The organism is Streptomyces violascens (assembly GCF_014649955.1).
In the GTDB taxonomy this organism is placed as follows: Bacteria; Actinomycetota; Actinomycetes; order Streptomycetales; family Streptomycetaceae; genus Streptomyces; species Streptomyces violascens.
Window position 1 is genome coordinate 189,431 of sequence record NZ_BMUA01000009.1, and the last position, 24,867, is coordinate 214,297.

Consider the following 24,867-nt stretch of genomic DNA (forward strand, 5'->3'; position numbering starts at 1 on the left):
CGGGCTGGATAGTGGGCGCACGTCGTATTCCCAAGAGGGCAGGCAGTGGCCTGACGTCCGTGTTCCCGGGAGGGGCCAAGGTGCCCGCATGAGCATCAGCCAAGGCCGACCCCGCCAGGGGCGCGGGGAACTGCGCGACCAGCCATGTACGGCCCGCAGCCGAGAGCGGGTTTAGGGGGCGCGGGGAACTGCGCGAGCGGCACGTGCGGTCCGCGGTCGAAGGCGGGTCAGGGGCGCGGGGAACTGCGCGAGTCCGCTCACGGTCCGCGGTCGAAGGCGGGGTTAGGGGGCGCGGGGAACTGGGCGAGCGGTTGCTCCCCGCGCTCACGGGGACGCGCCTAGGACCCGTGGACCGTGCCCGCGTACCGCTGTGCGAAGCGCGTTCCGCTCGCTGCTGTCACCGTGACGTCGTAACTCCCCTCCCGTACCGGCCAGTTGACCGAGGCGTGGCTCCTCGCCGGGACCCACACCACGCGCGAGGCGCGGTCGTCCGCCACCGTGAACGAGACCTCCGACGGGCCCTCGTTGCGGAGGCCGAGGTCCAGGGTCCTGCCGCGCAGGGTGGCGGTCGCCGAGGGGAGCGGGGCCGGGGCGTCGTGGCGGGTGAGCGTGCCCGAGAAGCGGCGGACGAAGCCGTCGGCGCCGTGGACCGTGAAGTCGTAGCGCCCGTCGGTTTCCGAGGTCTCCCAGATGTATGTCTTCGACGCGCCCGGGGCGACCGTGAACGGGGTGCCGGTGAAAGGCTTCACCGCGTTCGCCAGCACCGTGAAGTGGAAGGCGGCCTTCCCGTGGTTGGCCAGGGTGCAGGTGACCCGGCCCGTCGTGCGGTTCACCGTGACGTCCGCCCAGGGGCGGTACGGCAGGGGGCGGTGCGGGCGGGTGCCCGGCTCCTGGGTGGGCATCGACTGGGCCCCGTTCGGGGGCAGTTTGACGGCGGGCAGGGCGTTGCCCGCGTCCGCCTTCGCCATCAGGGCCACCGTGTCCGGGAGCTTGGGGATCGAATAGTCCGGCTTCGTGAAGTCGAAGCAGGTCGTCAGGTCGCCGCACACGGCCCGGCGCCAGTCCGAGATGTTCGGCTCCCGCACCCCCGTCACCAGCTCCAGGAAGCGGAGTACCGAAGTGTGGTCGAAGACTTGGGAGTTGACGTAGCCGCCGCGTGACCACGGGGAGATCGCCCACAGGGGTACGCGGTTGCCGAGGCCTATCGGACGGCCCGCCGCGAACTCGTCCGGCGTGCCCGGCTCGGGGGACGGCGGCAGTACGTGGTCGAAGTAGCCGTCGTTCTCGTCGTACATCACCAGGAAGACCGTGTGCTTCCACACCTCCGGGTTCGAGAACAGCGACTGGAGCGCCTGGTCGACCCAGTGCGCGCCGTAGTCGGGCCCCGCCGAGGGGTGCTCGCTGAACAGATACGGGGCCACCAGCCAGGACACCGTCGGCAGCGTGCCGTCCTTGCAGTCCTTGTCGAAGGCCGCCGGGTCGAACTTGGTCATCGCGTTGACGTAACGCGGGTCGTCCTTCGGGAAGTTGTGGAACTGCTTGAAGTACGAGAGCGCGTTGTCGTCGTAGTCGCCGTACCGGTCGTCCTTGGACGGGTTGTGGTAGACCCGCCAGCTGACCTTGGCCGCCTCCAGGCGCTCGGCGTACGTCGTCCAGTCCGCGACCGGGTTGTCGGTGACCGGGGTGTTGTCCGTCCAGGGCCCGGTCGTGCCGTCCTTGCCGGGGCCGCAGGTGCCCGTCCACAGGTAGAGACGGTTGGGGTCGGTGGGGCCCGCCTGCGAGCAGAAGTAGCCGTCGCAGAGGGTGAACGCGTCGGCGAGGGCGTACTGGTAGGGGATGTCCTCGCGGGTGAAGTAGCCCATGGTGCGCTCGCCCTTGGCGGCCACCCACTTGTTCATCGCGCCGCCGTTGATCGCGGTGTGGCCGGTGCCCCAGTCGTGCGGGAGGCCGCCCGCGTTCTGGGCGTTGTACTTCGTCGTGTCCATCCGGAACGGCAGCATGAAGCCGTCCGAGCGGCCCGCGTCGGGCTGGCGGAAGACGGAGTCGCCGTTCGGGAACGTCAGCGCCTGGCGGTCGTCGAAGCCCCGGACGCCGCCGAGGGCACCGAAGTAGTGGTCGAAGCTGCGGTTCTCCTGCATCAGGACGACGACGTGCTTGACGTCCTCGATGCTGCCCTTCGGGCGCGGGGCCGCGGTGGCGGGTTCGGGCAGGCCGACGGCGGCAGCGGCGGCGGTCGCGGCGGACGCGCCCACGAAGGCGCGACGGCTGAGCGGAGTCATGACGGAGGAACCCTTCGGGTCAGGATCGATCGGCTGCGGGACAGGCGTGGACTCGGCGGGCGGAGAAGGGACGCGCCTCGGGCTCGGAGCAAGGTGGCCCGGCGCACGGTGGAACGGGACGCGCCGAGGGCTCGGCGGAGGATGAACGGCACTTACCGCGGGCTCGGAGCAAGGTGGCCCGGCGGAAGGTGAAAGGGAGGTGTGGCGGGCTCAGCGCACCGTGAAGGTGACCGCCGGCGCCGCGTGGTCCGACGGCCAGCCGTTTCCGGCGGTGTCCGGCACCGGCTTCGGCCAGCCCGTGACCAGCGCGTACGCGGCCTCCACGTGCAGCGGCCCGGCGTACTGGATCTGGTCGATGCGGTCCTGCGGCTCCCCGGGCCGCACCGGCGACCACGTCGTGCCGGGCTCCCGGGACGGGTTCGGGTGCGCCTCGCGGAAGGCGTCGTGCAGGCCGGACGCGCCGAGCGCCACCGTCACCGGCCAGCGCACCTTGGTGGCCCGGTCCAGGTGCGAGGGCGAGGCGAGCCCGGCCGCAAGGACGACCGGCGTGTTCCGTGCGGCCAGGTCGCCCTTCATCGCGGCGAGCAGCGCGGTCGCCTGCCGGTACCGCACGCTCGCGAGCTCGGCCGCCTCGACCTCGGCGGGGGTGCGCCCGTCCCGTAGCGCATAGGGCCCGTACGCGGCCTCGTCCAGCTGGGCCGTCCACAGGCGCAGCCGCCGCCCGCCGACGAGTTGGAGGGTCGCGGCCGCCGTGCCGGGCAGCGGCGCGGCCGTGTCCGTGAGCGGGAAGCGGCTGACGATGCCGGCCCCGGCCTGGGTGTCATAGGCATGCCATCCCAGCGCGTCGGCCAGCGGCTTGGCCGAGGTGCCGCCCGTCTCCTGGAGCGCGAGGACGTCGAGGCCCTGCCCGAGGACGAGGCGCAGCAGCTTCTCGGATACGCCGTCGATGTGCGTGCCGGCGTCCCAGAGGTTCAGCGAGGCGATCGTCAGACGCGGCCGCGCACCGGCGGCGCACACCGGCACCTGGACGGTGACGACGTCGCTCGTGCCCGCACTGTCCTTGGCCGCGACCGCGATCCGGCCCGGGTGCGCGCCCGGCCGCGCGGGCGCCGTCCCGGTCACCGTGCCGTCGGCGCCGACGCCCAGCCAGGAGTCGCCGGACAGCCGCCGGAAGGACGGGGTCCCGGAGGGGTTGCCCGCAGGCCGCACCCACAGGGGGCCGAGCGGAATCGACACGGGCGACCCGGCCGCGTACTCCCCGGTCGTGAAGGAGTCGACGACGGCGTGCGGCGGCACCACCGGCGGCTTCGCGGTGATCGTGATCGGCGGGGTCTGCGCGAGGATCCCGTAGCCGTCCTTGGCCAGGAGGTAGGCGGTGTACACGCCTTCGCCGAGGCCCGAGGTGTCGAGCGTGAGGTCTCCGGAGGCGGCCGCGACGTACGACCAGACCAGCGAGGAGCCGGTGCCGGGCTTGCGGTCGCCGTCGTAGACGCCGATCCAGTTCTTGGGGTCGGGGGCGTCGGTGGTCCAGTGGAAGGCGAGCTTGTCGCCCTCGCGCGGGCTGGCCGGCGCGACGAGCCGGACCGTACTGAGGGGGGACACGGCGGGTCTGGTCCTCTCTATGGACGACGTGGTGAGGCGAGTTGGCTGGACAACTTCGCCAAGTCAGCCAGTCGTCCGCACACGCGATGTGAACGGAGCATGACCAGATGTGGGAGATTCTCGGACGGCCCGGGAAGAGCCCGGCGACGAGGGCCGGGGGCGGTCACCGAGGGTGAGCGGGTAATCCGTTTCGTGGTGAGGGTGCCGCGCCCCATAGGATTGGGCCCAAACCACACTCACTCACCCCTGAGGATCGCTGCATGCCTGGCATTACGCGCGAGGAGGTCGCCCACCTCGCCCGGCTGGCGCGTCTGGAGCTGAAGGGCGAAGAGCTCGACCACTTCGCCGGACAGCTCGACGACATCATCGGCGCGGTCGCCCGCGTCTCCGAGGTCGCCGACCAAGACGTACCCCCGACCTCCCACCCGCTGCCGCTGACCAATGTCATGCGCGCGGACGAGGTCCGTCCGTCGCTCACCCCCGCGCAGGCGCTCTCCGGCGCCCCGGCCCAGGAGCAGCAGCGTTTCAAGGTGCCGCAGATCCTGGGGGAGGACTAATCACATGACGGACATCATCAAGCTCACCGCCGCCGAGATCGCGTCGAAGATCGCGTCCGGCGAGCTCACCGCCGTCGAGGTCACCGAGGCCCACCTGGCCCGCATCGAAGCCGTGGACGAGAAGGTCCACGCCTTCCTGCACGTCGACCGCGAGGGCGCGCTCGCGCAGGCCCGCGCCGTCGACGCCAAGCGCGCGGCCGGCGAGAAGCTCGGCCCGCTGGCCGGTGTGCCCCTCGCGCTGAAGGACATCTTCACCACCGAGGGCATCCCGACCACCGTCGGCTCGAAGATCCTCGAAGGCTGGATCCCGCCGTACGACGCGACGCTCACCAAGCGCCTCAAGGACGCCGACGTCGTCATCCTCGGCAAGACCAACATGGACGAGTTCGCCATGGGGTCCTCCACCGAGAACAGCGCGTACGGTCCGACCGGCAACCCGTGGGACCTGACCCGCATCCCGGGCGGCTCCGGCGGCGGTTCGAGCGCCGCGCTCGCCTCCTACGAGGCCCCGCTGGCCATCGGCACGGACACCGGCGGCTCGATCCGCCAGCCCGCCGCCGTCACCGGCACCGTCGGCGTCAAGCCGACCTACGGCGCGGTCTCCCGCTACGGCATGGTCGCCTTCTCTTCCTCCCTCGACCAGGGCGGGCCCTGCGCCCGTACGGTCCTGGACGCGGCGCTCCTGCACGAGGTCATCGCCGGGCACGACCCGCTCGACTCGACGTCCATCGACGCGCCGGTCCCGCCGGTCGTCGAGGCCGCGAAGAACGGTTCCGTCGCCGGGATGCGCGTCGGCGTCGTCAAGCAGTTCGCGGGCGAGGGCTACCAGGCCGGTGTCGTCCAGCGCTTCAACGAGTCGGTCGAGCTGCTCAAGTCGCTCGGCGCCGAGATCGTCGAGCTGGACTGCCCGTCCTTCGACCTGGCGCTCTCCGCGTACTACCTGATCGCGCCGTCCGAGTGCTCCTCGAACCTGGCCCGCTTCGACGCCATGCGCTACGGCCTGCGGGTCGGCGACGACGGCACGAGGTCCGCCGAGGACGTCACCGCGCTCACCCGCGAGGCCGGCTTCGGCGACGAGGTCAAGCGCCGCATCATCCTCGGTACGTACGCGCTGAGCTCCGGCTACTACGACGCGTACTACGGCTCGGCCCAGAAGGTCCGCACCCTCATCACCCGTGACTTCGAGAAGGCCTTCGAGCAGGTCGACGTGATCGTCTCGCCGACCACGCCCACCACCGCCTTCCCGATCGGCGAGCGCGCCGACGACCCGATGGCGATGTACCTCGCCGACCTGTGCACCATCCCGACCAACATGGCGGGCAACGCCGCCATGTCGCTGCCCTGCGGCCTCGCGCCGGAGGACGGTCTTCCGGTCGGGCTGCAGATCATCGCCCCCGCCATGAAGGACGACCGCCTGTACAAGGTGGGAGCCGCTGTCGAGGCCGCCTTCGTGGAAAAGTGGGGTCACCCGCTGCTTGAGGAGGCTCCGTCGCTGTGAGTGCACTGACCAAGGCCAAGGGTTTCAAGAAGTCCAAGGCCGGCACGTACCTGTCCATGGGCACCACCGCCTTCGGCGCGATCAGCGTGGCGAAGCAGGTCAAGAAGGCCCGCCTGGAGCACGACACGCTGAAGCTCGTCGACGCGATCGTCTCCGCCGCCGCCATCGCCACCGGTATCGCCCTGCTGTACCGCGAGCTGAAGCGCCTCGGCGACGACGACGTCCTGCTGGGCTGAGAGGGAAAGTTTCACCGTGACTAGCGAACTCCTGTCGTACGAGGACGCGTTGGCGTCGTACGACCCCGTCATGGGCCTCGAGGTCCATGTCGAACTCGGCACCAGGACCAAGATGTTCTGCGGCTGCTCCACCGAGCTGGGCGCCGAGCCCAACTCGCAGACCTGCCCCACCTGCCTCGGCCTGCCCGGCTCGCTCCCGGTCGTCAACGCGATCGGCGTCGAGTCGGCCGTCAAGATCGGTCTCGCGCTGAACTGCGAGATCGCCGAGTGGTGCCGTTTCGCCCGGAAGAACTACTTCTATCCGGACATGCCGAAGAACTTCCAGACCTCGCAGTACGACGAGCCGATCGCCTTCAACGGCTACCTGGACGTCCAGCTGGAGGACGGCGAGATCTTCCGCGTGGAGATCGAGCGCGCCCACATGGAGGAGGACACCGGCAAGTCCACGCACGTCGGTGGCGCGACGGGCCGCATCCACGGTGCCTCGCACTCGCTCCTGGACTACAACCGGGCCGGCATCCCGCTCATCGAGATCGTCACCAAGCCGATCGAGGGCGCGGGCGAGCGGGCCCCCGAGGTCGCCAAGGCGTACGTGGCCGAGCTGCGCGAGGTCATCAAGGCGCTCAATGTCTCCGAGGCCCGGATGGACAAGGGCCAGATGCGCTGCGACGTGAACCTGTCACTGCGCCCGCACGGCGTCGAGAAGTTCGGCACGCGTTCGGAGACCAAGAACGTCAACTCGCTGCGTTCCGTGGAGCGGGCCGCCCGCTTCGAGATCCAGCGGCACGCGGCCGTGCTGTCCTCGGGCGGCACCATCGTGCAGGAGACCCGTCACTTCCACGAGGACGACGGCTCCACCACCTCGGGGCGCATCAAGGACAACGCCGAGGACTACCGCTACTTCCCCGAGCCGGACCTGGTGCCGGTGGCTCCCGCGCGCGCGTGGGTCGAGGAACTGCGTTCCGGGCTCCCCGAGATGCCCCGGGTGCGACGCAACCGGCTCCGCGAGGAGTGGGGCGTCAGCGAGCACGACATGCAGTCGATGCTGAACGCGGGCGCGGTCGACCCGATCGTCGCGACGATCGAGGCGGGGGCGGACGCCGCGGGTGCCCGTAAGTGGTGGATGGGCGAACTCGCCCGTAACGCCAACGAGCAGGGTGTCGCCCTGGACGAGCTGCCCGTCACGCCGGCCCAGGTCGCGCGGGTCGTGGCGCTGGTCTCCGAGGGTTCCCTCAACGACAAGCTGGCTCGCCAGGTCATCGAGGGCGTCCTCGCGGGTGAGGGCGACCCGGATGCGGTCGTCGAGAAGCGCGGTCTGAAGGTCGTCTCGGACGAGGGGGCGCTGGGCTCCGCCGTGGACGAGGCGATCGCTTCCAACGCTGCGATCGCGGACAAGATCCGGGGTGGCAAGGTTGCGGCGGTTGGCGCGCTGGTCGGGGCGGTCATGAAGACCACGCGTGGTCAGGCCGACGCGGCGCGCGTCAAGGAGCTGATCCTGGAGAGGCTGGGCGTCGAGGGCTAGCCCTCACGCCTGGCGTCCCCAAGGGGCGGCCCGTTCCGGTGACTTGACCGGGGTGGGCCGCCCTTTGCATTTCCCCACCCCGCCCCTTCCCGAGACCCGCCGGGGGTGGTGAAGTGTGCGGGCCGTCTTCCTGGGGCTCCGCCCCAGACCCCGTACCGCGCCTTAAGGCGCTCGTCCTCAAACTCCCCCAAGGCCTCAAGGGCCAGGGGGGACCCCATGACGGGCCGGCGTGCCCGCATGGGCAGCACGCAAGTCGCCGGATCGCGTGGGTATCCCGCAGGGGCGCGCTGCCAAGGCCGACGCCGCCAGGGGCGCGGGGAACTGCGCGAGCAACCATGCACGGTCCGCGGCCGGAGACGGGTTGAGGGGCGCGGGGAACTGCGCGAGCAGGTACAGGGGGTCGCAGTTGAGTTGCCAGCCATCCAGCATGGGGGGCGGGGGTGCAGCCCCCCGGGGAGGCCGCACCGTTCGACCTCTGTGCCGGGGGGCCTGGGAGCCGAGCCCCCAGGAGGGCAAGGGGGGTTGGACTTTCGGTGGGGGCGTTTGGACGTTCATCGGGGGGCCGGGGGTGGGCCTTCTGGGGGACACCCGGGGTCACTACCGTTCCCCCCGACGCACCTCACCACGTACAACCCGGGAGGACCACTTGGCCACGGACATCTCACGGCGCCGCCTGCTCGCACTCGGCGGCGGCGCGCTCGGCGCATCCGCGGCCGGGTCGCTGCTGCCGCCCTCGCTGCAGTCGGCGATGGCCGCCGGGCCGCCCGCCGGTGGGCTGAGCGCGGTCAAGCACGTCGTGATCCTCATGCAGGAGAACCGGTCCTTCGACCACTACTTCGGCACCCTGAGAGGTGTACGCGGTTTCGGTGACCGCAATGCCCTCCAACTGCCGGGTGGACGGCCCGTGTTCGAGCAGCCCGGGCCGCTCGGCAGCACCGTCCTGCCCTTCCCCGTGCGTGGCGCCGCCGCCACCCAGCACAAGGACCTCCAGTACATAGGCGCCCTCGACCACTCCTGGAACGGCGGCGCCAAGGCCTGGAACGGCGGCTGGATGGACAACTGGGTCTCCGTCAAGACCTCGGCGACCATGGCCTACTACGACCGCCAGGACATCCCCCTGCACTACGAGCTCGCCGACACCTTCACCGTCTGCGACGCCTACCACTCCTCCATCCACAGCTCCACCAGCCCCAATCGCAATCATCTGTGGAGTGGGAAGACCGGGTTCGAGGCGAACGGCCAGCGGGCTGTCGGCAACGACGCCTACGACGAGGGGACCCATCCCGGGTACGGCTGGGGGACCTACGCCGAGCGGCTGGAGAAGGCCGGGCGCAGCTGGAAGACGTACACCGAGTGGGAGAACTTCACCGACAACCAGATCGAGTTCTTCACCACCTTCAAAGCCATTGCCCGCAAGGCGCTCGCCAAGACCGGTGGGCACACCTTCATGGAGTCCTTCTACTCCGTTGTACGGGATGCCACCGACAACGCCGAGCGCGACCGGCTCTTCGGGCTGCTCGACCAAGGGGTCGCCACGCTCACCAAGGCCGAGCGCAGCCTGTTCGAGCGGGGGCTGAGGCGGGTTCCCACCGGCACGCTCGCCGACGCCTTCGGTAAGGACGTGGCCGCCGGCACCCTGCCCGAGGTCTCCTACCTGGTGCCCTCGGCGCTCGACTCCGAGCACCCCAGCGTCTCCTCGCCCGTGCACAGCGCCACCATCGTCTACAAGGTGCTCGACGCGCTCGGCAAGCACCCCGACGTCTGGCGGCACACCGTCGTCCTCATCAACTACGACGAGAACGACGGCTTCTTCGACCACGTCCCGCCGCCCGTCGCCCCGCCCGAGGTGGCCGACGAGCAGTGGGAGGGCAAGCCCACCGGGCTCGGCGCGCGGGTGCCGCTGCTCGTCGTCTCGCCGTGGAGCGTGGGCGGCTACGTCTGCTCCGAGGTCTTCGACCACACCTCCGTGATCCGCTTCCTGGAACAGTGGACCGGGGTGCGCGAGCCCAACATCAGCAGGTGGCGGCGTACCGTCACCGGCGACCTCACCTCCGCCTTCGACTTCAAGCGGGGCAGGCCGCAGCCCGCCGTGACCCACCCCGGCCCCATCCCGCCGCTGAGCGGACGCTGGCGCCCCGAGCCGCCCGCCCAGCAGCACATGCCCGTGCAGGAAGAGGGCACCCGGCCCGCCCGGCCGCTGCCGTACCAGCCGGACGCCTACGCACGGATCGCCGACGGCGCCCTCCAGGTGCAGCTCAGCAACAACGGCCGGGCCAGCGCGCATTTCGCGCTCTACCCGTACGCCAAGGAGTTCGCCGCGCCCCAGCACAAGGACGTAAGGGGCAAGGCGCAATGGACCGTGCCCCTTACCGGTGGGGCGAACGGCGCCTATAGGTTCACGATTACCGGGCCAAACGGGTTCCGGCGGGAATTCGAGGGCGCCGGAGCCGCGGACTCCGCCGAGGTGACCACGTACCTCGACCACAACGACCGCGACGTCCATCTGACGCTCCGCAACCGCGGCAACAGGCCCGTGACCTTCGTCGTCCGGCCGCTCGGTTACGCCGACGAGGCCGATCTGCGGGACTGGAAGCGGACCGTCACGGTCAAGCCGGGGCGCAGCCGCACCGTGGTCCACTCCGCCGCCGACGCGCACGGCTGGTACGACCTCGAAGTGACCGCGGACGGCGGCGGCTCGTTCCGCAGGCGCCTGATGGGCCACATCGAGAACGGCCGCCCGAGCATCTCCGGCTGACCGGGACCGGCTGTCATCCGGGGGAAGCGCCCTGGGTGGTCGGGGCGGGCTGCGGCGACGAGTCGTCGTTGCAGCCCGCGAGCCCGGCCATCGAGAGAAGCACCGCGAGTGCTGACGCGATCGCCAGGTGCCGGCGTTTGGTTGACTTCATGTCAGCTTCCCGTCGCGAGGATCGTCGCCGAATTGCGCAGTGTGGCGTCCATCTGCTGCTTCACCTTGGCCAGGTCCTCGGCGTGGGACTCGATGTACCGGTTCTCGTAGGCGGTGAGGACCGCGTACCAGATGCCGACGACATTGGTCTGCTGTTTGCAGGCGACATCCGCGCGGGCCGTCGCGATCTCCGTCGGACTCGGCCGGGGGGAGTGCCACGCCGGGTCGTTCACGGCGTCGTCGGGGCTCTTGTACGTGTACCCCTTGCCTTTCATGCACGTACTCCAGGCAGCGAACGCGTCCTGGACCCGGCTGTCCGACTTCGATTGCTGATACGGGCCCATCATGACGTTCGCGGCGTCCAAGATCCCCACTCCCGGTGCGCCGCCCTTGGTCAACTCGGCTTCCACCACGGCATTGCAGCCGCCTTTGGGGACGGAATGGCCATTGATGTCCGGCCCTTTGTAGGTGCCGATGAAGACCGACTTCTCGACCGGGGTCGGATCAGGGCCCGTGCCGGATTTCTTTCCGCCCTGCGAGCCGTCCTTGGAATGATCGTCGGGCGAGTGGTATCCGTACTGCGACGCACGGTTCTCGTCGATGATCAGAAACAGGGTGTCGAGTTTCTGGCCGACGGGCGCCGGGTCGATCACATCGCTGCCGTGCCAGTCGATTCCGTATTGCGTCATGCAGCGCCGGGCGAGTACGCGCTGGGCATTGAGCGTGTCCAGATACTGCTGCTGATTGAGGGTGTACGCGTCCAGCGGCAGCGGCTTGATCTGCGAGGCATCGGTGATCTTGGGAATGGCGCCGGTCTTCGGCTGTTCCGCCTTCTGCGAGGGGCTCGAACAGCCCGCGGCGAGCAGCAGCGCCACGGCCGTCGCCACCGCGAGGGGCGGGCCCGATACCCTGGGGACCCTGGCCGGCGTCGCCGCGCCCGGGCGCCCTCCCTGTGGAACTCGCGCGTCCATGGCCACCTTTCAGACTTCGTGCCCGCAGGGCTTGGGGTGCGGAGCAGCCGGTTCGCCGGCCGGCCGCCGCCGCGGACCGTGCCCTGGTCCGCGGCGGCAGCCGAGTGGATCCGGTCAGCTCCACTCGATGGAGCTGGCGCGGTCGTTCATGGCGTCCCCGACATAGCTGGAGTCACCGACGAACCCGTAGGTCGAGCCCCAGCGGTTGCTGTTCTCGTACAGCTTGGTGTAGCAGTTCGCGTAGCTGCGGAACGAGGAGATGACATCGTTCCAGCCGCTCGGCATGGAGTTGACGTAGAAGTCGACGTCCGAGGTGGTCGCGGTGCAGGTGCCGCCCGTCACGGTGTACGTCGCGCCCTGGTAGTTGGCGTTGACGAACTCGATGCCGATGACGGTGGCGGCCGGGCCGAGCGTGGTGGCGGCCGGGGTGCTCGCGGCCGATGCGGGGGTGGCGAGGCCGGTCAGGGCGGCGACTGCGACACCGGCGACGGCCAACGCGTATCTGGATCTCACAACGAATCTCCTTCAGTTTCCTGAGAAATGACGTGAGGCCGATCTTTCGTGCTCATGTGGTGCACGGTTCCGGCCGGAGACCGCTGTGTCCCGGGATGTCTCCCAGGGCAGGAGAACCGTAAGTGGTGCGGTTCGTCCGGTCAATGGAGAGTTTGCGGACTCTGGGCCTCCATGGGATTAGAGGAACGACAGTGGCGGTGGCGGCCAGGAAATCATGGCCGGATCCCGTGAAGGCCCGCATGAACGAATACTCCCGGAGCGGTGAATTCCATGATGGAGAAGGCCAGTTGAAAAGGGTTGGAAAAGATCGCATGCTTTCCGGCATGCTCTGTGATACGCGTCGGTGACCGCCGCGATTCGGCCACACTGGTGCTCGGACGCCCCGGAAATTCCCTCTTGACGCGGCCGGTCCCGCACATCAAGCTGGCGCCCGATCCCGCAAGCGGACCGGGCGGCTACCTGGCAGGCGGACCGAATGGCAGACAGTTCCACGCCCGAATCGGGTATTCCGACTGCCCTGGACGCCGATAGGCCGGACAAGGACGCCCTGCCGCCGGGTGTGCCGGCACCGCGTGCCCCGGAACCTCGACTCCCGCCCGCGGCATCGGCTCTGATCAGGCGCCAGCGCATCCTCCTGATCGTCACCGCGGGCGCCGCGCTGCTGTCCGTCGGCGGACTCGTCGCCTCGGTCTTCGTCCGTTCCCCCGCCCAGGACGCCGCCGGGCGCCGGGCCCCCGACCCCACCGTGCTCACCGCCCCGGTGCAGCAGCGCGTCCTCACCAAGTCGGTGATCCTGCGCGGCACCGTCACCGCGGGCGGCACCGTCAACTTCACGCCCGTACAAGGCCAGTCCCAAGGGGCGGCGGCCGGTGCGCTGCTCCTGACCGGGATCCGCAAGAAGGCCGGCAGCGCGGTGGCGCCGGGCGACGTCCTGGTCGAAGTCTCCGGGCGGCCCGTCATCGCGCTGTCCGGGCCGGTCCCCGCCTACCGGGACCTCAAGCCGGGCGACACCGGCAAGGACGTCGGCGAACTCCAGGACGCCCTTCGCCGCCTCGGGTACGCCGACAGCGACCCGGCGGGCACCTTCGGGCCGCGCACCAAGACCGCCGTCGCCGCGCTCTACGCCGACCGCGGCTACGACCCGCCCAACACCGGCGGCCCGCACGGCGCCTTGGACCAGCAGCAGCTCACCGCGGCCCGCCAGGCCGTCACCACCGCGCAGCGCGCCGTCACCGCGGCCCGCGCGACCCGCGACGGCGCGAAGGGAGCCGCCGCGATCTCGGCCGCGGCGACCCAGCTCGGTTACGCGGAACAGGACCTGGCGACCGCGCAGAAGGCCCTCGACGACCTCGTCGCGCACACCGGGGTCATGCTCCCGCTCGCCGAGTTCACCTTCGTACCCGCCTTCCCCGCCCGGCTCTCGGCCGTCAACGGAGCCGTCGGCTCCACGGTCGCCGCGCCGCTGCTCACCATCGACTCGGGGCGGCCCGTGGTGACCACCGTCCTCACCCAGGACCAGAAGTCGTCGCTGCGCGAGGGCATGAAGGTCCAGCTCTCCGCCGAGGTGCTCGGCCAGGAGGCCAAGGGCGCCATCACCGCGCTCGGCGCGTACACCACCGGCTCCTCCAACACCGGCCAGCGCAACGGCAGTTCGGGCAGTGGGGGACAGAGCGGCTCGTCCGGAGGCGGCCAGAACAGCGGGGGCGACACTCCGCAGGCCCGGGCCGGCTACCCGCTGACCGTCACCCCGGACACCGAACTCCCCGCGCCGTGGCTCGGCCTCGACGTGCGGGTGACCGTGACCGCGGCGTCCAGCAACGGTCCGGTCCTCGTCGTGCCCGCCACCGCCGTGAGCGCGGGCGCCGACGGCCGCACCTCGGTGTCCGTACGCGCCGCCTCCGGTGCCCAGAACCGCATCCCGGTCACCGCGGGCATGGACGCCGACGGGTACGTGGCCGTGACGGCCGCCCCGGGCTTCCGGCTCGCGGCGGGGGACGCGGTGGTGGTGGGCCAGTGAGGAGGTGGCGGAGGCGAAGCGGGGCGGCGGGGGAGACCCCGGATGGCCCGGAGGCGGAGGTGGCGGCTCCTGCCGAGGACCCCGCCATGCCTGTCCAGGAGGCCCGGGGCGAGGCCACAGTCACCGCCGCGCCCACCGGCACCCCCGCCGTCATCGACCTCGTCGCCGCCGCCCGCACCTACCCCGGGCCGCCCCCGGTGCACGCGCTGCGGCCCACCGATCTCACCGTCCGCCGCGCCGAGTACATCGCCGTGGTCGGGCCCTCCGGGTCCGGGAAGTCGACGCTGCTCAACGTGATCGGGCTCGTCGACCGGCCCACCGGGGGGCACTACCGGCTCGACGGCATCGACACCGGCCGCCTGCCCGAGGCCGACCGCACCGCCCTGCGCGGGCACCGCATCGGGCTCGTCTTCCAGGCCTTCCACCTGCTGCCGTACCGCACCGCCACCGAGAACGTCATGCTCGCCCAGGTCTACCTCGGCACCCCGCGCGCCCGACGCCGTACCGAGGCGGTGGACGCGCTGCTCGCCGTCGGCCTCGGGCACCGGCTCGACGCGCTGCCCTCCGCCATGTCCGGCGGCGAACGCCAGCGCGTGGCCATCGCCCGCGCACTCGTCAACCGGCCCAGCCTGCTGCTGTGCGACGAGCCCACCGGCAACCTGGACTCCGGGTCGGCGGGGCGGGTCATGAACACGCTCGACGCCCTCAACGACAGTGGCATCACCCTCGTCGTCATCACCCACGACCCGGCCGTCGCCGCCCGCGCGCGGCGCATTATCACCATCCGCGACGGCCAACTCGCCGAGGACAGCGGGCAGCCGAGCGTCGGGAGTCCGGCATGAGGAGGCCCGCCCGGCGCCCGCGCCACCCGGGCATCCCCCGTACCCGCATGGTCCTCAGGGACCTCGCGGCCGAATCCGTGGCGGGCATCCTGCAACGCCCGGCCCGCACCGCCCTGACCGTCCTCGGCACGCTGCTCGGCGTCGGCGCGTTCGTGGCCATCCTCGGGCTCACGGCCACCGCGCGCGGCCAGATCAGCTCGGACTTCACAGTGCTCGCCGCCACCCAGGTCACCGTGAAGGACGTCGGAGCGCCCGACCCGGCACAGCAGACCGGCGCGGCCACCCGCTACGACTTCCCCGACGACGCCGACCAGCGTGCCGAGCGGCTGGGCGGCGCCGTCCACGCGGGCACGTACTGGCAGGTGTTCAAGACCCCGCCCGCCGTCTCCACCCGCTCGGGACCCGCCACCGGAGCGGCCGCGGGCTCGCAGGGCGCCGAGGGCCTCACGGTGTACGCGGCGAGCCCGGGGCTGCTCCAGGCCGTCGGCCCCACGCTCAGCAGTGGCACCCTCTACAACACCTTCCACGACAGCAGGCGCATGCACGTCGCCGTGATCGGCTCGGCCGTCGCCCGCCGCCTCGGCATCAGCAATCTGGCGGCCCAGCCCGCCGTCTTCGTCAACGGCACCCCGTACACCGTGGTCGGCATCCTGCAGAACGTCGAGCGGCTGCCCAACCTGCTGCTCTCGGTGATGATCCCCGGCCGCACGGCCCGCGCCGACTACGGCGACCCGGCGCCCGACTACGCGGCCACCATGCTCATCCAGACCCGCGTCGGCGCCGCCCGGCTCATCGCGCAGCAGGCCCCGCTCGCGCTGCGGCCGGACCGTCCCGACCACCTCCAGGCCGTGCCGCCGCCCGCACCGCACGCGCTCCAGGACAGCGTCACCGGCAGCCTCGACTCGCTGTTCCTGCTGCTCGCTGGCATCACCCTGGTCATCGGCACCGTCGGCATCGCCAACACCACCCTGGTCTCCGTCCTGGAACGCACCGGCGAGATCGGACTGCGCCGCTCGCTGGGTGCGCGGCCCCGGCACATCGCCGCCCAGTTCCTCACCGAGTCCGCGGTGCTCGGCACCCTCGGCGGGCTGCTCGGCACCGCCGTCAGCATCGTGGTCACCCTGTCGGTCGCGCTCGCCCACAACTGGACGGCCATCCTCGACCCCTGGACCACGCTGCCCGCCCCGCTGATCGGCACCCTCACCGGCCTGCTCGCCGGCGCGTACCCCGCGCTGCGCGCCGCCAGGATCGAACCCGCGGAGGCCCTTCGGCGCTGAGTCCGGGTCCTTCTACCCCCATGGAGGGAGGGACCCTGTGAGGAAGGCCACGAAAGGGGCAAACGATCTCTATTGACTGCGAGAGTGGCTGACGCGCATCCTGCGCACCGCCGTTCTTTGCGGGCTGTTCCCGGTCAAAGAGCCACAAAATCATCCGGGAGCACTCTGTTGGCCGCCCTCGCGCGCTGGTGTGTCAGGCACCGCCTCGTCGCCGTACTGCTCTGGCTCCTCGCGCTCGGCGCCACCACCACCGCTGCGGCCGTCGCCGGTTCCGCCTACTCGAACGACTACGAGGCCCCCGGCACCGAGTCCGGCCGCGCGAGCACCCTGCTCGACGCCGCCTTCCACGGCCGGGGCGGCGACACCGACTCGATCGTCTGGCACACCGAGTCCGGCTCGGTACGCGAGCGCGGCGTACGGCAGAAGATGCAGCACACGCTCGCGCAGGTCGCGCAGCTCCCCGGCGTCGCCTCCGTGGCCGGCCCCTACGGAGCCGAGGGCGCGGCCCGGACCAGCGCCGACGGACGCACCGCGTATGCGACGGTCACCTTCGACAAGCAGGCCGACGACATCCCCAAGGCGCAGGCCAAGGCCGTCGTCGACACGGCGAAGGCCGCCGCCTCCGACTCCCTCGACGTCGAGCTCGGCGGCAGCGCGGTCGCCCTCACCGAAGCGCCGTCCGCGCACCTCAGCGAGGTCGTCGGCGTGGTCGTCGCGGCCGTCGTGCTGTTCCTCGCGTTCGGCTCGTTCGCCGCCAGCCTGCTCCCGATCGCCACCGCCCTGGTCGGTGTCGGCACCGCGTACGCGGGCATCGCACTGCTCGGCCACGTCATGACCGTCGCCGACTTCGCGCCCATGCTGGGCATGCTCATCGGGCTCGGCGTCGGCATCGACTACGCCCTGTTCATCGTCACCAGACACCGGCGCGGACTGCGCCAGGGCATGGGCGTCGAGGAGGCGGCCCGCACGGCCGTCGCGACCACCGGCCGGGCCGTCGTCTTCGCGGGCGCGACCGTCTGCATCGCCCTGCTCGGCATGCTCATCCTGCGTCTGGATTTCCTCAACGGCGTCGCCGTCGCCGCCTCCCTCACCGTCGTCCTGACCGTGGCCGCCTCCGTCACGCTGCTGCCCGCGCTGCTCTCGTTCATCGGGATGCGGGCGCTCGGCCGCCGCGAGCGGCGCAGGCTCGCCGACCACGGGCCACGGCCCGAGCTGCCCACCGGGTTCGCCGCCCGCTGGGCCGGCTTCGTGGAGCGCCATCCCAAGCTGCTCGGCGTGGTCGCCACCGTGGCCATGCTGGTGCTCGCGCTGCCCGCGCTCTTTCTCCACCTCGGCACCTCCGACCAGGGCAACAACCCCGCCAAGACGACCACGCGCCAGGCGTACGACCTCCTGGCCGACGGCTTCGGGCCCGGCGTGAACGGCCCGCTCACCGTCGTGGCCGAACTCGAAGGCCCCGGCGACCGGCTCGCCATGGAGCGGCTGCCCGACGCGCTGCGCGCCACCGGCGGCGTCGCCTCGGTGAGCCCGGTGACGTACAACGGCAGCGGCAGCACCGCCGTCCTGACCGTCGTACCGGACTCGGCGCCGCAGTCGCAGCGCACCAGCGACCTCGTCGACCGGCTGCGGCACGAGGTGCTCCCGGCCGCCGAGCGGGGCAGCTCGCTCCAGGCGTACGTGGGCGGCGTGACCGCGAGCTACGACGACTTCGCGGCGATCATCGTCGGCAAACTCCCGCTGTTCGTCGGTGTGGTGATCGCGCTCGGCTGCGTCCTGCTGCTGCTCGCCTTCCGCTCGATCGGGATCCCGCTCAAGGCGGCCGCGATGAACGTGGCGGCGGTGGCCTCCGCGTTCGGCATCGTCGTCGCGGTCTTCCAGTGGGGCTGGGGCAGCGAACTCATGGGGCTCGGCCGGTCGGGCCCGATCGAACCGTTCCTGCCGGTGATCATGGTCTCCGTCCTCTTCGGCCTCTCCATGGACTACCAGGTGTTCCTGGTCAGCCGCATGTACGAGGAGTGGCTGGAGACCGGTGACAACCGGAGGGCGGTCCGGGTCGGCCTCGCCGAGACCAGCCGGGTGATCAACTCAGCTGCCGTGATCATGATTTCGGTCTTCCTCGCGTTCGTGCTCAGCGGCGACCGCGTGATCGCCATGTTCGGCATCGCCCTCGCGGCGGCCGTCGCCCTGGACGCGTTCGTGCTGCGCACCCTCCTGGTGCCCGCCCTCATGCACCTGCTCGGCGGCGCCAACTGGTGGCTGCCCGGCTGGCTGGAGCGGCGGCTTCCCCGGATCAGTATCGAAGCCCCCGAATGCCGCCGTGCGAAGATCACGGAGCAGCCGGCGGCCGACCGGGCCGACCAGCTCGTGCCCTAGCAATCACTCAGCAGGAGGAGCGGGGATGTTCGCAGTATCGCTGGGGGACGACGGGGCGGAGCTGCGCCCTCTGGAGCCCTGGCAGGCCGAGGAGTTCCTCGCCCACATGGACCGGGGCCGCGAGTACATCGGCACCCACATCGCCCTGCCCGACTTCGCGACCGACCTGACCTCCGCGCGCGCCTTCCTCCAGGGCTACGCGGACAAGACGGCCGCCGACGCCGGGCGCATCTACGGCATCTGGCTCGACGACACGCTGGTCGGAGCCGTCATCTTCCGGACCTTCGAGCCGGCGCAGGGCAACTGCGAGGTCGGCTGCTGGCTGGAGGAGGCGGCGGTCGGGCGCGGCCTGATCACCCGGGCCATCACGATGCTGATCGACTGGGCCGTGGACGTACGCGGGATGCACCGCGTCGAGTGGGTGGCGTCCGCCGAGAACACCGCGAGCACCAACGTCGCCAGGCGGCTCGGCATGACCAGGGACGGGGTGCTCCGCGAGAGCTACCTCTACCGAGGGGTGCGGCACGACAGCGAGATCTGGGCGGTCCTCGCGGACGAGTGGCGGGCGGCGCGGGTGGGGCGCTGAGGCCGGCGCGGGGCTCGCGCTGAGGCAGGCGGGCCGTTGAAGGCGCGGGAGTTGAGGACGGTGCGGGGCGGACCCCGGGTCTACGCACGGGCCGCGCGTTAAGGAAGCTCTCAGCGGGCTCTCAGAAACGGCACCTAGCGTGCCCGGCATGAACGCCACTCCCGCCACGACGAAGACCGACGCCGAGACCGAGCCCAAGACGGACGCCGAGACCGAGGCCACGTCCGCCACCGGGGGAGAGACCGTCGAAGCGGCCCCCGAAGCCACCCGGGCCACCGGCGTTTCCGACACGCAGGATCCCGAGAAGGCCGCGCTCGAAGACGGCCTCGACGACGAGGGCGACGCCGACGAGCCCGCCGACGAGCCGGCCCCCCGGCCGGCCTTCGGCACGGGCGCCGCGGCCGTCGTCGCCAGTGCGCTCGGCGCCGTGTCGCTCAGCGGCACCTGGATGGGCAAGACGCTCTCCGAACGGGCCACCCTGGTAGGCCAGATCAAGACCTCCCAGAACGGCACCGCCGCCCAGCAGATCCAGGAGATCTACGGCAACTCCTGGCACACCACCGCCCTGGTCAACGGCGTCTTCGCGCTGCTCGCCCTGGTCGTCGGCGCGTTCGTGCTCGCCCGCCCCGCCTTCGGGACGCCGGGCCGTGCCGAGCAGCCGGTGTGGGTCAAGGCCGTCGCCCTCGCCGGAGTCGTCCTCGGCGTGATCGGCCTGCTGATCTCCGCGGGCATGTACCTCGACCTGTTCGCGGCCCTGCCCAGCACCAAGGGCTGAGGTTTCGCAGGGCGCGTCTAAGGCGCCCGCCACCCCGCCTTAGACGGATCGGTCCGGTATCCGGGACACACCCGGCCCGTCTAAGGCAGCACCTCCTCACAGATGCGGCACTCGACCGATGCGGGAGAGGCCCCTGGGAGACGAGAGTTGAGACATCGCAAGGAACCGGAACAACACCGGGACCGGGCGAGGCAACCTCAACCGAGTCAACCCAGGAGTACCGAGATGTTCGAGTACGAGATGCACAAGGTCCACGAGGCCGAACTCCTTCGCCGCGCCGACCAGGAGCGCCTGGTGGGCCGGGCCCGCCGGGCCGGACGCCGCTTCGGCCGCCGCACTGGCGACAACGGGCCGGAGGGGCGGGTGAGTTCACCGCGGAACCGGTTCGTACGGGCCGCCTGAGCCCCGGCCGCCCGCGATGACGACCACCCCGACCCGCCCCGCCACCACCGCCCGGACGCCGTCCCCGGCCGTGGCCCCGACCTCCTCCGGGGCCGCCTCCCCAGCCGGGGACGGACCGTCCGGTCCCGCGTTGTCAGACGTCTGTGCGATGCTCGGCAGCGTGGAGACCAGGTCAGTCAGCCCCGTGTTCGTCGGCCGCGCCGGCGAACTGGCGGTATTGAACGAAGCACTCGCCCGCGCCGCGGCCGGCGGAGAGCCGCAGGCGCTGCTCGTCGGCGGCGAGGCCGGCGTCGGCAAGAGCCGGCTCGTCGAGGAGTTCACCGATGCCGCCCGCGCGGCCGGCGCGGTGATCGCGATCGGCGGCTGCGTCGAGGTCGGCGCCGACGGACTGCCCTTCGCCCCCTTCTCGGCCGCGCTGCGCGCCCTGCGCCGCCGGCTGCCCGACGAGCTCGCCGCCGCGGCCGACGGCCAGGAGGAAGAGCTGGCCCTGCTCCTGCCCGAGCTCGCCAGGACGGGCCGCCCCACCTCGCGCGAGGACGGCACCGCCCGCCTCTTCGAGCTCACCGTACGGATGCTGGAACGGGTCGCCGCCGAGCACACCGTCGTCCTCGTCCTCGAAGACCTGCACTGGGCGGACGCCTCCACCCGCCATCTGCTCGCCTACCTCTTCCGCACCCTGCGGAGCGGCCGGCTCGTCGTCGTCGCCACCTACCGCGCCGACGACATCCACCGCCGCCACCCCCTGCGCCCGCTGCTCGCCGAGCTCGACCGGCTGCGCAGCGTGCGGCGCATCGAACTGCCCCGCTTCACCCGGTCCGAGGTCCGCCACCAGCTGACCGGCATCCTCGCCGCCGAGCCCGAACAGCGCCTGGCGGACGAGGTGTTCGAGCGCTCCGACGGCAACGCCTTCTTCGTCGAGGAACTCGTCGTCGGCCGCGACCCCAACGGCACCTGCCCCGACCTCAGCGACTCGCTGCGCGACCTCCTGCTGGTCCGCGTCGAGGGCCTGCCGGAGGACGCGCAGAGGGTGGTGCGGATCGCCGCCGAGGGTGGCTCCACCGTCGAATACCCGCTGCTCGCGGCCGTCGCCCGGCTCCCCGAGGACAAGCTCATCGAGGCCCTGAGGGCGGCCGTAGGCGCGAACATCCTGCTGCCCGCGTGGGACGGCGACGGCTACCGCTTCCGCCACTCCCTGGTCCGCGAGGCCGTCAGCGACGACCTGCTGCCCGGCGAGTGCTCGCGCCTCAACCGCCGCTACGCCGAAGCCCTGGAGGCCGACCCCTCGCTGGTGCGGCCCGACGAGCGGACCACCCGGCTCGCCACCTACTGGTACCACGCGCACGACGCCGCCAAGGCGCTGCCCGTGGTCCTTGACGCCGCCGTCGAGGCCCGCCGCCGACACGCCTATTCCGAGCAACTCAAGCTCCTGTCGAGGGCGATGGAGCTCTGGGACGCCGTCCCCGAGGAGATCCGCGCCGGGCTGCGGCCCCTGGACCACGCGGGCTCCTACCCGGCCTGCGGCTGCGCCCCCGAGACCCCGGCGTCGCTGCGCTACCTCGACCTGCTCGCCGAATCCGTCGAGGCGGCCCGGCTGTGCGGCGAGCGCGAACGCGCCCTGAAGCTCGCCAAGAAGGCGCTCCGGCTCATCGAGGCCGAAAGCGACCAGCCCTCCGGGGGCGACCCGCTGCGCGCCGCCTGGTTCTGGATCCAGCTCTCCCGCCTGATGCAGAACCTGGGGCGCGGCGACGGCTGGGCCGAGATCACCACCGCCCAGGAGCTGGTGCGCGGGCTCGCGCCGTCCGCCGTGCACGCCGAGGTCCTCGCCACCGCGGCCGGCTGGCGCATGCTGCACAAGCCCGGCGCCGAATCCCTCGCCGCGGCCGAACAGGCAGTGGAATACGCCCAGTTGGTGAAGACGGAGGAGATCGAGCTCAACGTCAAGCTCACCCTCGGCAGCCTCCTGGTCGACTCCGGATCGGTCGAGGAAGGCCTCGCCACGATGCGTACGGTGATCGACCGCTCCCTTGAGCTGGGCCTCGTCGGCGAGGCGACGCGCGGCCATGTGAACCTCTGCTCCGGCCTGGAAGGCGTCGGCCGCTCGGCGGACGCCGTGCGCCTGGCCGACGACGGGGTGCGCCTCGCCCAGAAGTACGGCCTCCTCGACAACGAGGCCTGGGTGCAGGCCAACCGTGCCGAGTCCCTGTTCCACCTCGGCCGCTGGGAGGAGGCCGCCGCCTGCGTCGAGCGGGTCCAGCGGATCGCGGTGAGCACCAAGCCACTCGGCAACGCCCTCATGCGCCGCGCCGATCTCGCCCTGCTCCGGGGCGAGCTGGAGCCCGCGACGGCCGCCCTCGCCGAGGCCCACGCGGCCTTCGGCAAGTACGACCCGATGGCCCAGCACGCCATCCCGCTCGCCCGCATCGCGCTCGGCATCGCGGCCGCCCAGGGCCGCATCGACGAGGCCCGCGACGAGCTGGCCCGCACCGCCGAACCGGGCTTCCCGCCCGGCACCCAGCGCTACGCCTGGCCGCTGCTCGCCGCGGCCGCCTCCATGGAGGCCGACGTAGGAGGCCTTCCCTCGGCCGGGCCCGGCAGGGCCGCCGCCCTCGACCTGATCCGTACCGCGGCCAAACGGCTCCCGACCAGTGTCCCCGTGTGCGAGGCGCTCGCGCTGGTCGTCGCCGCCGAACTGGACCGCGCCGAGGGCCGCGACCGGGCCACCGCGTGGGAAGCGGCCGCCCGTGCCCTCAGGCCTCTCGAACGGCCCCACGACCTGGCCCTGGTCTGCCACCGCTGGGCCGCGGCCCTCCTAGCCGAGGGCGGCGACCGCGAGACCATGGCCGCGCTGCTCCGCCAGGCCCACGCCGAGTCCGTACGCCTGGGCGCCCGCCCCCTGCGTGAACAGCTGGAGCTCCTGGCCCGTCGGGCCCGCCTCTCGCTGACCGCCCCGGACCCCGTGGAGTCCGACGACCGGGCGGAGCCGGTGGAGGCGCTCGGCCTGACCAGCCGCGAACAGGACGTCCTGCGCCTGGTCGCGGCCGGCCACAGCAACCGCCAGATCGCCGAGGAGCTCTACATATCCCCGAAGACGGCGAGCGTGCACGTCTCCAACATCCTTGCCAAGCTCGGGGTTTCGGGCCGGGGCGAGGCGGCGGCCCTGGCCCACCGCCTCAACCTCTTCCCGGAGGCGATCAGCCCGGCCTCCTGACGCCCAGGTGATGTCGAGCCCCATGTCCCCATGAGCCGTGATCCGCCGAGGTCCCTGCGTGACGGTCGTCGCCTACGTGACGTCCAGCTCCAGAATGCGGTCGTCGGCCGGCTTCGGCTTGCCGCGCGAATCGGTGTTGTTCGTGAGCAGCCAGAGCTTGCCGCTGCTCGCGGCCGGCAGGACGGTGCGCAGCCGCCCGTACTGGCCGGTCAGGAAGGCCTCGGGGTCGGCGAGCGGCAAGGCGCCGTCCAGCGGGACGCGCCACAGCCGCTCGCCCTTGAGCGAGGCGATCCACACGGAGCCGGCCGCGAACGCGATCCCGCTGGGCGAGGCCTCCGACGTCTTCCACTGGACGACGGGATCGACGTACCCCGGCTTGTTCCCCTTGCCCTCCACCACGGGCCAGCCGTAGTTCTTGCCGGGCTCGATGAGGTTGAGCTCGTCCCAGGTGTCCTGCCCGAACTCCGAGGCCCACAGCCGGTTCTCGTCGTCCCAGGCCAGGCCCTGCACATTGCGGTGGCCGTAGGAGTAGACGAGCGAGTCCGCCTCCGGATTGCCGTACGCGGGCTGCCCGTCGGGCGTCATCCGCAGGATCTTCCCGCCGAGCGACTTCTTGTCCTGGGCGAGCCCCCGCTCGCCGGTCTCGCCGGTCCCCGCGTACAGCATCCGGTCGGGGCCGAACGCGATCCGCCCGCCGTTGTGGTTGTTGCCCTTGGGGATCCCGCGCAGGATGGTGTCCGGCGCCCCCAATTGCTGGCCCGCCGGCCGCTGCGGGTCGTAGATCATCCGGGCGATGCGGTTGTCGGACTCGGTGGTGAAGTACGCGTAGAGGAGATGGTCCGAGGCGTACGAGGGCGACAGGGCGAGTCCGAGCAGCCCGCCCTCGCCCTGGTGGTCGACGCCGGGCACGCTGCCCACGGCGGTCTTCTTGCCGGTCGCCGCGTCGACGAGCAGGACCGAGCCGTCGTCACGGGAGCCGACGAGGAGCCCGCCCTCGGGCAGCGGCGCGATGCCCCAGGGCGACTTCAGATCCTCCGTGACGGTCCTGGTGACCTTCACCGAGCCCTTGGCGGGCGGGAGCTGGGCGCGCGGCGTCGCCGATGGGGAGGCCTTGGGGCCGGACGGGGCGCCCTGGCCGCGCGGCCCCGTGTCCGGGGAGGAGCAGCCCGCCGCGAGCACGAGCGCGGCTGCGGCCAGGGCGGTGGCCACGGTGGTTCGTCGCACGGTTGAGGTTCCCTTCGACGGGGTCGATGCGCTGGGTTCATTCTGCGGGCAGCGACTTCGGCCGGGGCGTCCAACTCCCT

19 protein-coding genes are annotated in these 24,867 nt (G+C 71.7%); 13 read left to right on the plus strand and 6 right to left on the minus strand.

The genetic code is table 11. The annotated features are described in order from the left end of the window. Positions 1–338 precede the first annotated feature (338 nt). On the minus strand, positions 339–2,279 hold the full coding sequence (locus IE206_RS20285) for a phosphocholine-specific phospholipase C (protein WP_189963925.1): 1,941 nt from the start codon (positions 2,277–2,279) through the stop codon (positions 339–341). Between the two features lie 210 nt (positions 2,280–2,489). Continuing rightward, a complete protein-coding gene (locus IE206_RS20290) occupies positions 2,490–3,881 on the minus strand; it encodes an exonuclease/endonuclease/phosphatase family protein (RefSeq protein ID WP_189963927.1) in 1,392 nt (463 codons plus the stop codon). Positions 3,882–4,141: 260 nt separating this feature from the next. Here IE206_RS20290 and gatC point away from each other — a divergent pair, with 260 nt between their 5' ends. From gatC to IE206_RS20315, 5 genes are all read left to right on the plus strand, one after another. Next, positions 4,142–4,438, plus strand: coding sequence for an Asp-tRNA(Asn)/Glu-tRNA(Gln) amidotransferase subunit GatC (gene gatC / locus IE206_RS20295; RefSeq protein ID WP_003966094.1), 297 nt, complete (start codon positions 4,142–4,144; stop codon positions 4,436–4,438). 4 nt (positions 4,439–4,442) lie between these two features. Beyond that, positions 4,443–5,936 carry an Asp-tRNA(Asn)/Glu-tRNA(Gln) amidotransferase subunit GatA gene (gatA, locus tag IE206_RS20300; RefSeq protein ID WP_189963929.1) on the plus strand — a complete coding sequence of 498 codons (1,494 nt, stop codon included), beginning with the start codon at positions 4,443–4,445 and terminating at the stop codon, positions 5,934–5,936. Then, positions 5,933–6,172, plus strand: coding sequence for a hypothetical protein (locus IE206_RS20305; protein ID WP_189963931.1), 240 nt, complete (start codon positions 5,933–5,935; stop codon positions 6,170–6,172). Before gatA ends, IE206_RS20305 begins: the two co-directional genes overlap by 4 nt. Positions 6,173–6,188: 16 nt before the next feature. Continuing rightward, complete coding sequence (gatB, locus tag IE206_RS20310) at positions 6,189–7,694, plus strand: Asp-tRNA(Asn)/Glu-tRNA(Gln) amidotransferase subunit GatB (protein ID WP_189963933.1); 1,506 nt, start codon at positions 6,189–6,191, stop codon at positions 7,692–7,694. 646 nt (positions 7,695–8,340) lie between these two features. Then, positions 8,341–10,449: a phosphocholine-specific phospholipase C gene (locus tag IE206_RS20315; protein ID WP_189963935.1), complete on the plus strand. Its 2,109-nt coding sequence runs from the start codon at positions 8,341–8,343 to the stop codon at positions 10,447–10,449. Between the two features lie 13 nt (positions 10,450–10,462). Here IE206_RS20315 and IE206_RS20320 read toward each other — a convergent pair whose 3' ends face one another. The 3 genes from IE206_RS20320 to IE206_RS20330 all read right to left on the minus strand — a co-directional run bounded on the left by IE206_RS20320 (position 10,463) and on the right by IE206_RS20330 (position 12,083). Beyond that, positions 10,463–10,600, minus strand: coding sequence for a hypothetical protein (locus tag IE206_RS20320; protein WP_189963937.1), 138 nt, complete (start codon positions 10,598–10,600; stop codon positions 10,463–10,465). A 1-nt stretch (position 10,601) separates the two neighbouring features. Continuing rightward, the gene (locus IE206_RS20325) at positions 10,602–11,486 is read right to left on the minus strand and encodes a hypothetical protein (RefSeq protein ID WP_189963939.1); all 885 of its coding nucleotides are present in this window, start codon (positions 11,484–11,486) and stop codon (positions 10,602–10,604) included. A 198-nt stretch (positions 11,487–11,684) separates the two neighbouring features. Beyond that, positions 11,685–12,083 (minus strand): hypothetical protein, encoded by a 399-nt coding sequence (locus IE206_RS20330; RefSeq protein ID WP_189963942.1) that lies wholly within the window; start codon positions 12,081–12,083, stop codon positions 11,685–11,687. A gap of 475 nt (positions 12,084–12,558) precedes the next feature. On the opposite strand from IE206_RS20330, the gene IE206_RS20335 reads away from it, so the two are divergent. The 8 genes from IE206_RS20335 to IE206_RS20370 all read left to right on the plus strand — a co-directional run bounded on the left by IE206_RS20335 (position 12,559) and on the right by IE206_RS20370 (position 23,563). Then, on the plus strand, positions 12,559–14,100 hold the full coding sequence (locus IE206_RS20335; RefSeq protein WP_189963945.1) for a peptidoglycan-binding domain-containing protein: 1,542 nt from the start codon (positions 12,559–12,561) through the stop codon (positions 14,098–14,100). An 86-nt stretch (positions 14,101–14,186) separates the two neighbouring features. Beyond that, positions 14,187–14,942, plus strand: a complete 756-nt coding sequence (locus IE206_RS20340; protein WP_189963947.1) for an ABC transporter ATP-binding protein — start codon at positions 14,187–14,189, stop codon at positions 14,940–14,942. After that, a complete protein-coding gene (locus IE206_RS20345; protein ID WP_189963949.1) occupies positions 14,939–16,219 on the plus strand; it encodes an ABC transporter permease in 1,281 nt (426 codons plus the stop codon). Before IE206_RS20340 ends, IE206_RS20345 begins: the two co-directional genes overlap by 4 nt. A gap of 168 nt (positions 16,220–16,387) precedes the next feature. Then, positions 16,388–18,592: an MMPL family transporter gene (locus IE206_RS20350; protein ID WP_189963950.1), complete on the plus strand. Its 2,205-nt coding sequence runs from the start codon at positions 16,388–16,390 to the stop codon at positions 18,590–18,592. A 25-nt stretch (positions 18,593–18,617) separates the two neighbouring features. After that, complete coding sequence (locus IE206_RS20355) at positions 18,618–19,178, plus strand: GNAT family N-acetyltransferase (RefSeq protein ID WP_189963958.1); 561 nt, start codon at positions 18,618–18,620, stop codon at positions 19,176–19,178. Positions 19,179–19,326: 148 nt separating this feature from the next. Further along, on the plus strand, positions 19,327–19,953 hold the full coding sequence (locus tag IE206_RS20360) for a hypothetical protein (RefSeq protein WP_189963961.1): 627 nt from the start codon (positions 19,327–19,329) through the stop codon (positions 19,951–19,953). 225 nt (positions 19,954–20,178) lie between these two features. Beyond that, positions 20,179–20,355 carry a hypothetical protein gene (locus tag IE206_RS20365; protein WP_189963962.1) on the plus strand — a complete coding sequence of 59 codons (177 nt, stop codon included), beginning with the start codon at positions 20,179–20,181 and terminating at the stop codon, positions 20,353–20,355. A 148-nt stretch (positions 20,356–20,503) separates the two neighbouring features. Next, a complete protein-coding gene (locus IE206_RS20370) occupies positions 20,504–23,563 on the plus strand; it encodes a helix-turn-helix transcriptional regulator (protein WP_189964071.1) in 3,060 nt (1,019 codons plus the stop codon). A 72-nt stretch (positions 23,564–23,635) separates the two neighbouring features. On the opposite strand, the gene IE206_RS20375 is transcribed toward IE206_RS20370, so the two are convergent. After that, a complete protein-coding gene (locus IE206_RS20375) occupies positions 23,636–24,787 on the minus strand; it encodes a PQQ-dependent sugar dehydrogenase (protein WP_373300951.1) in 1,152 nt (383 codons plus the stop codon). Positions 24,788–24,867 lie beyond the last annotated feature (80 nt).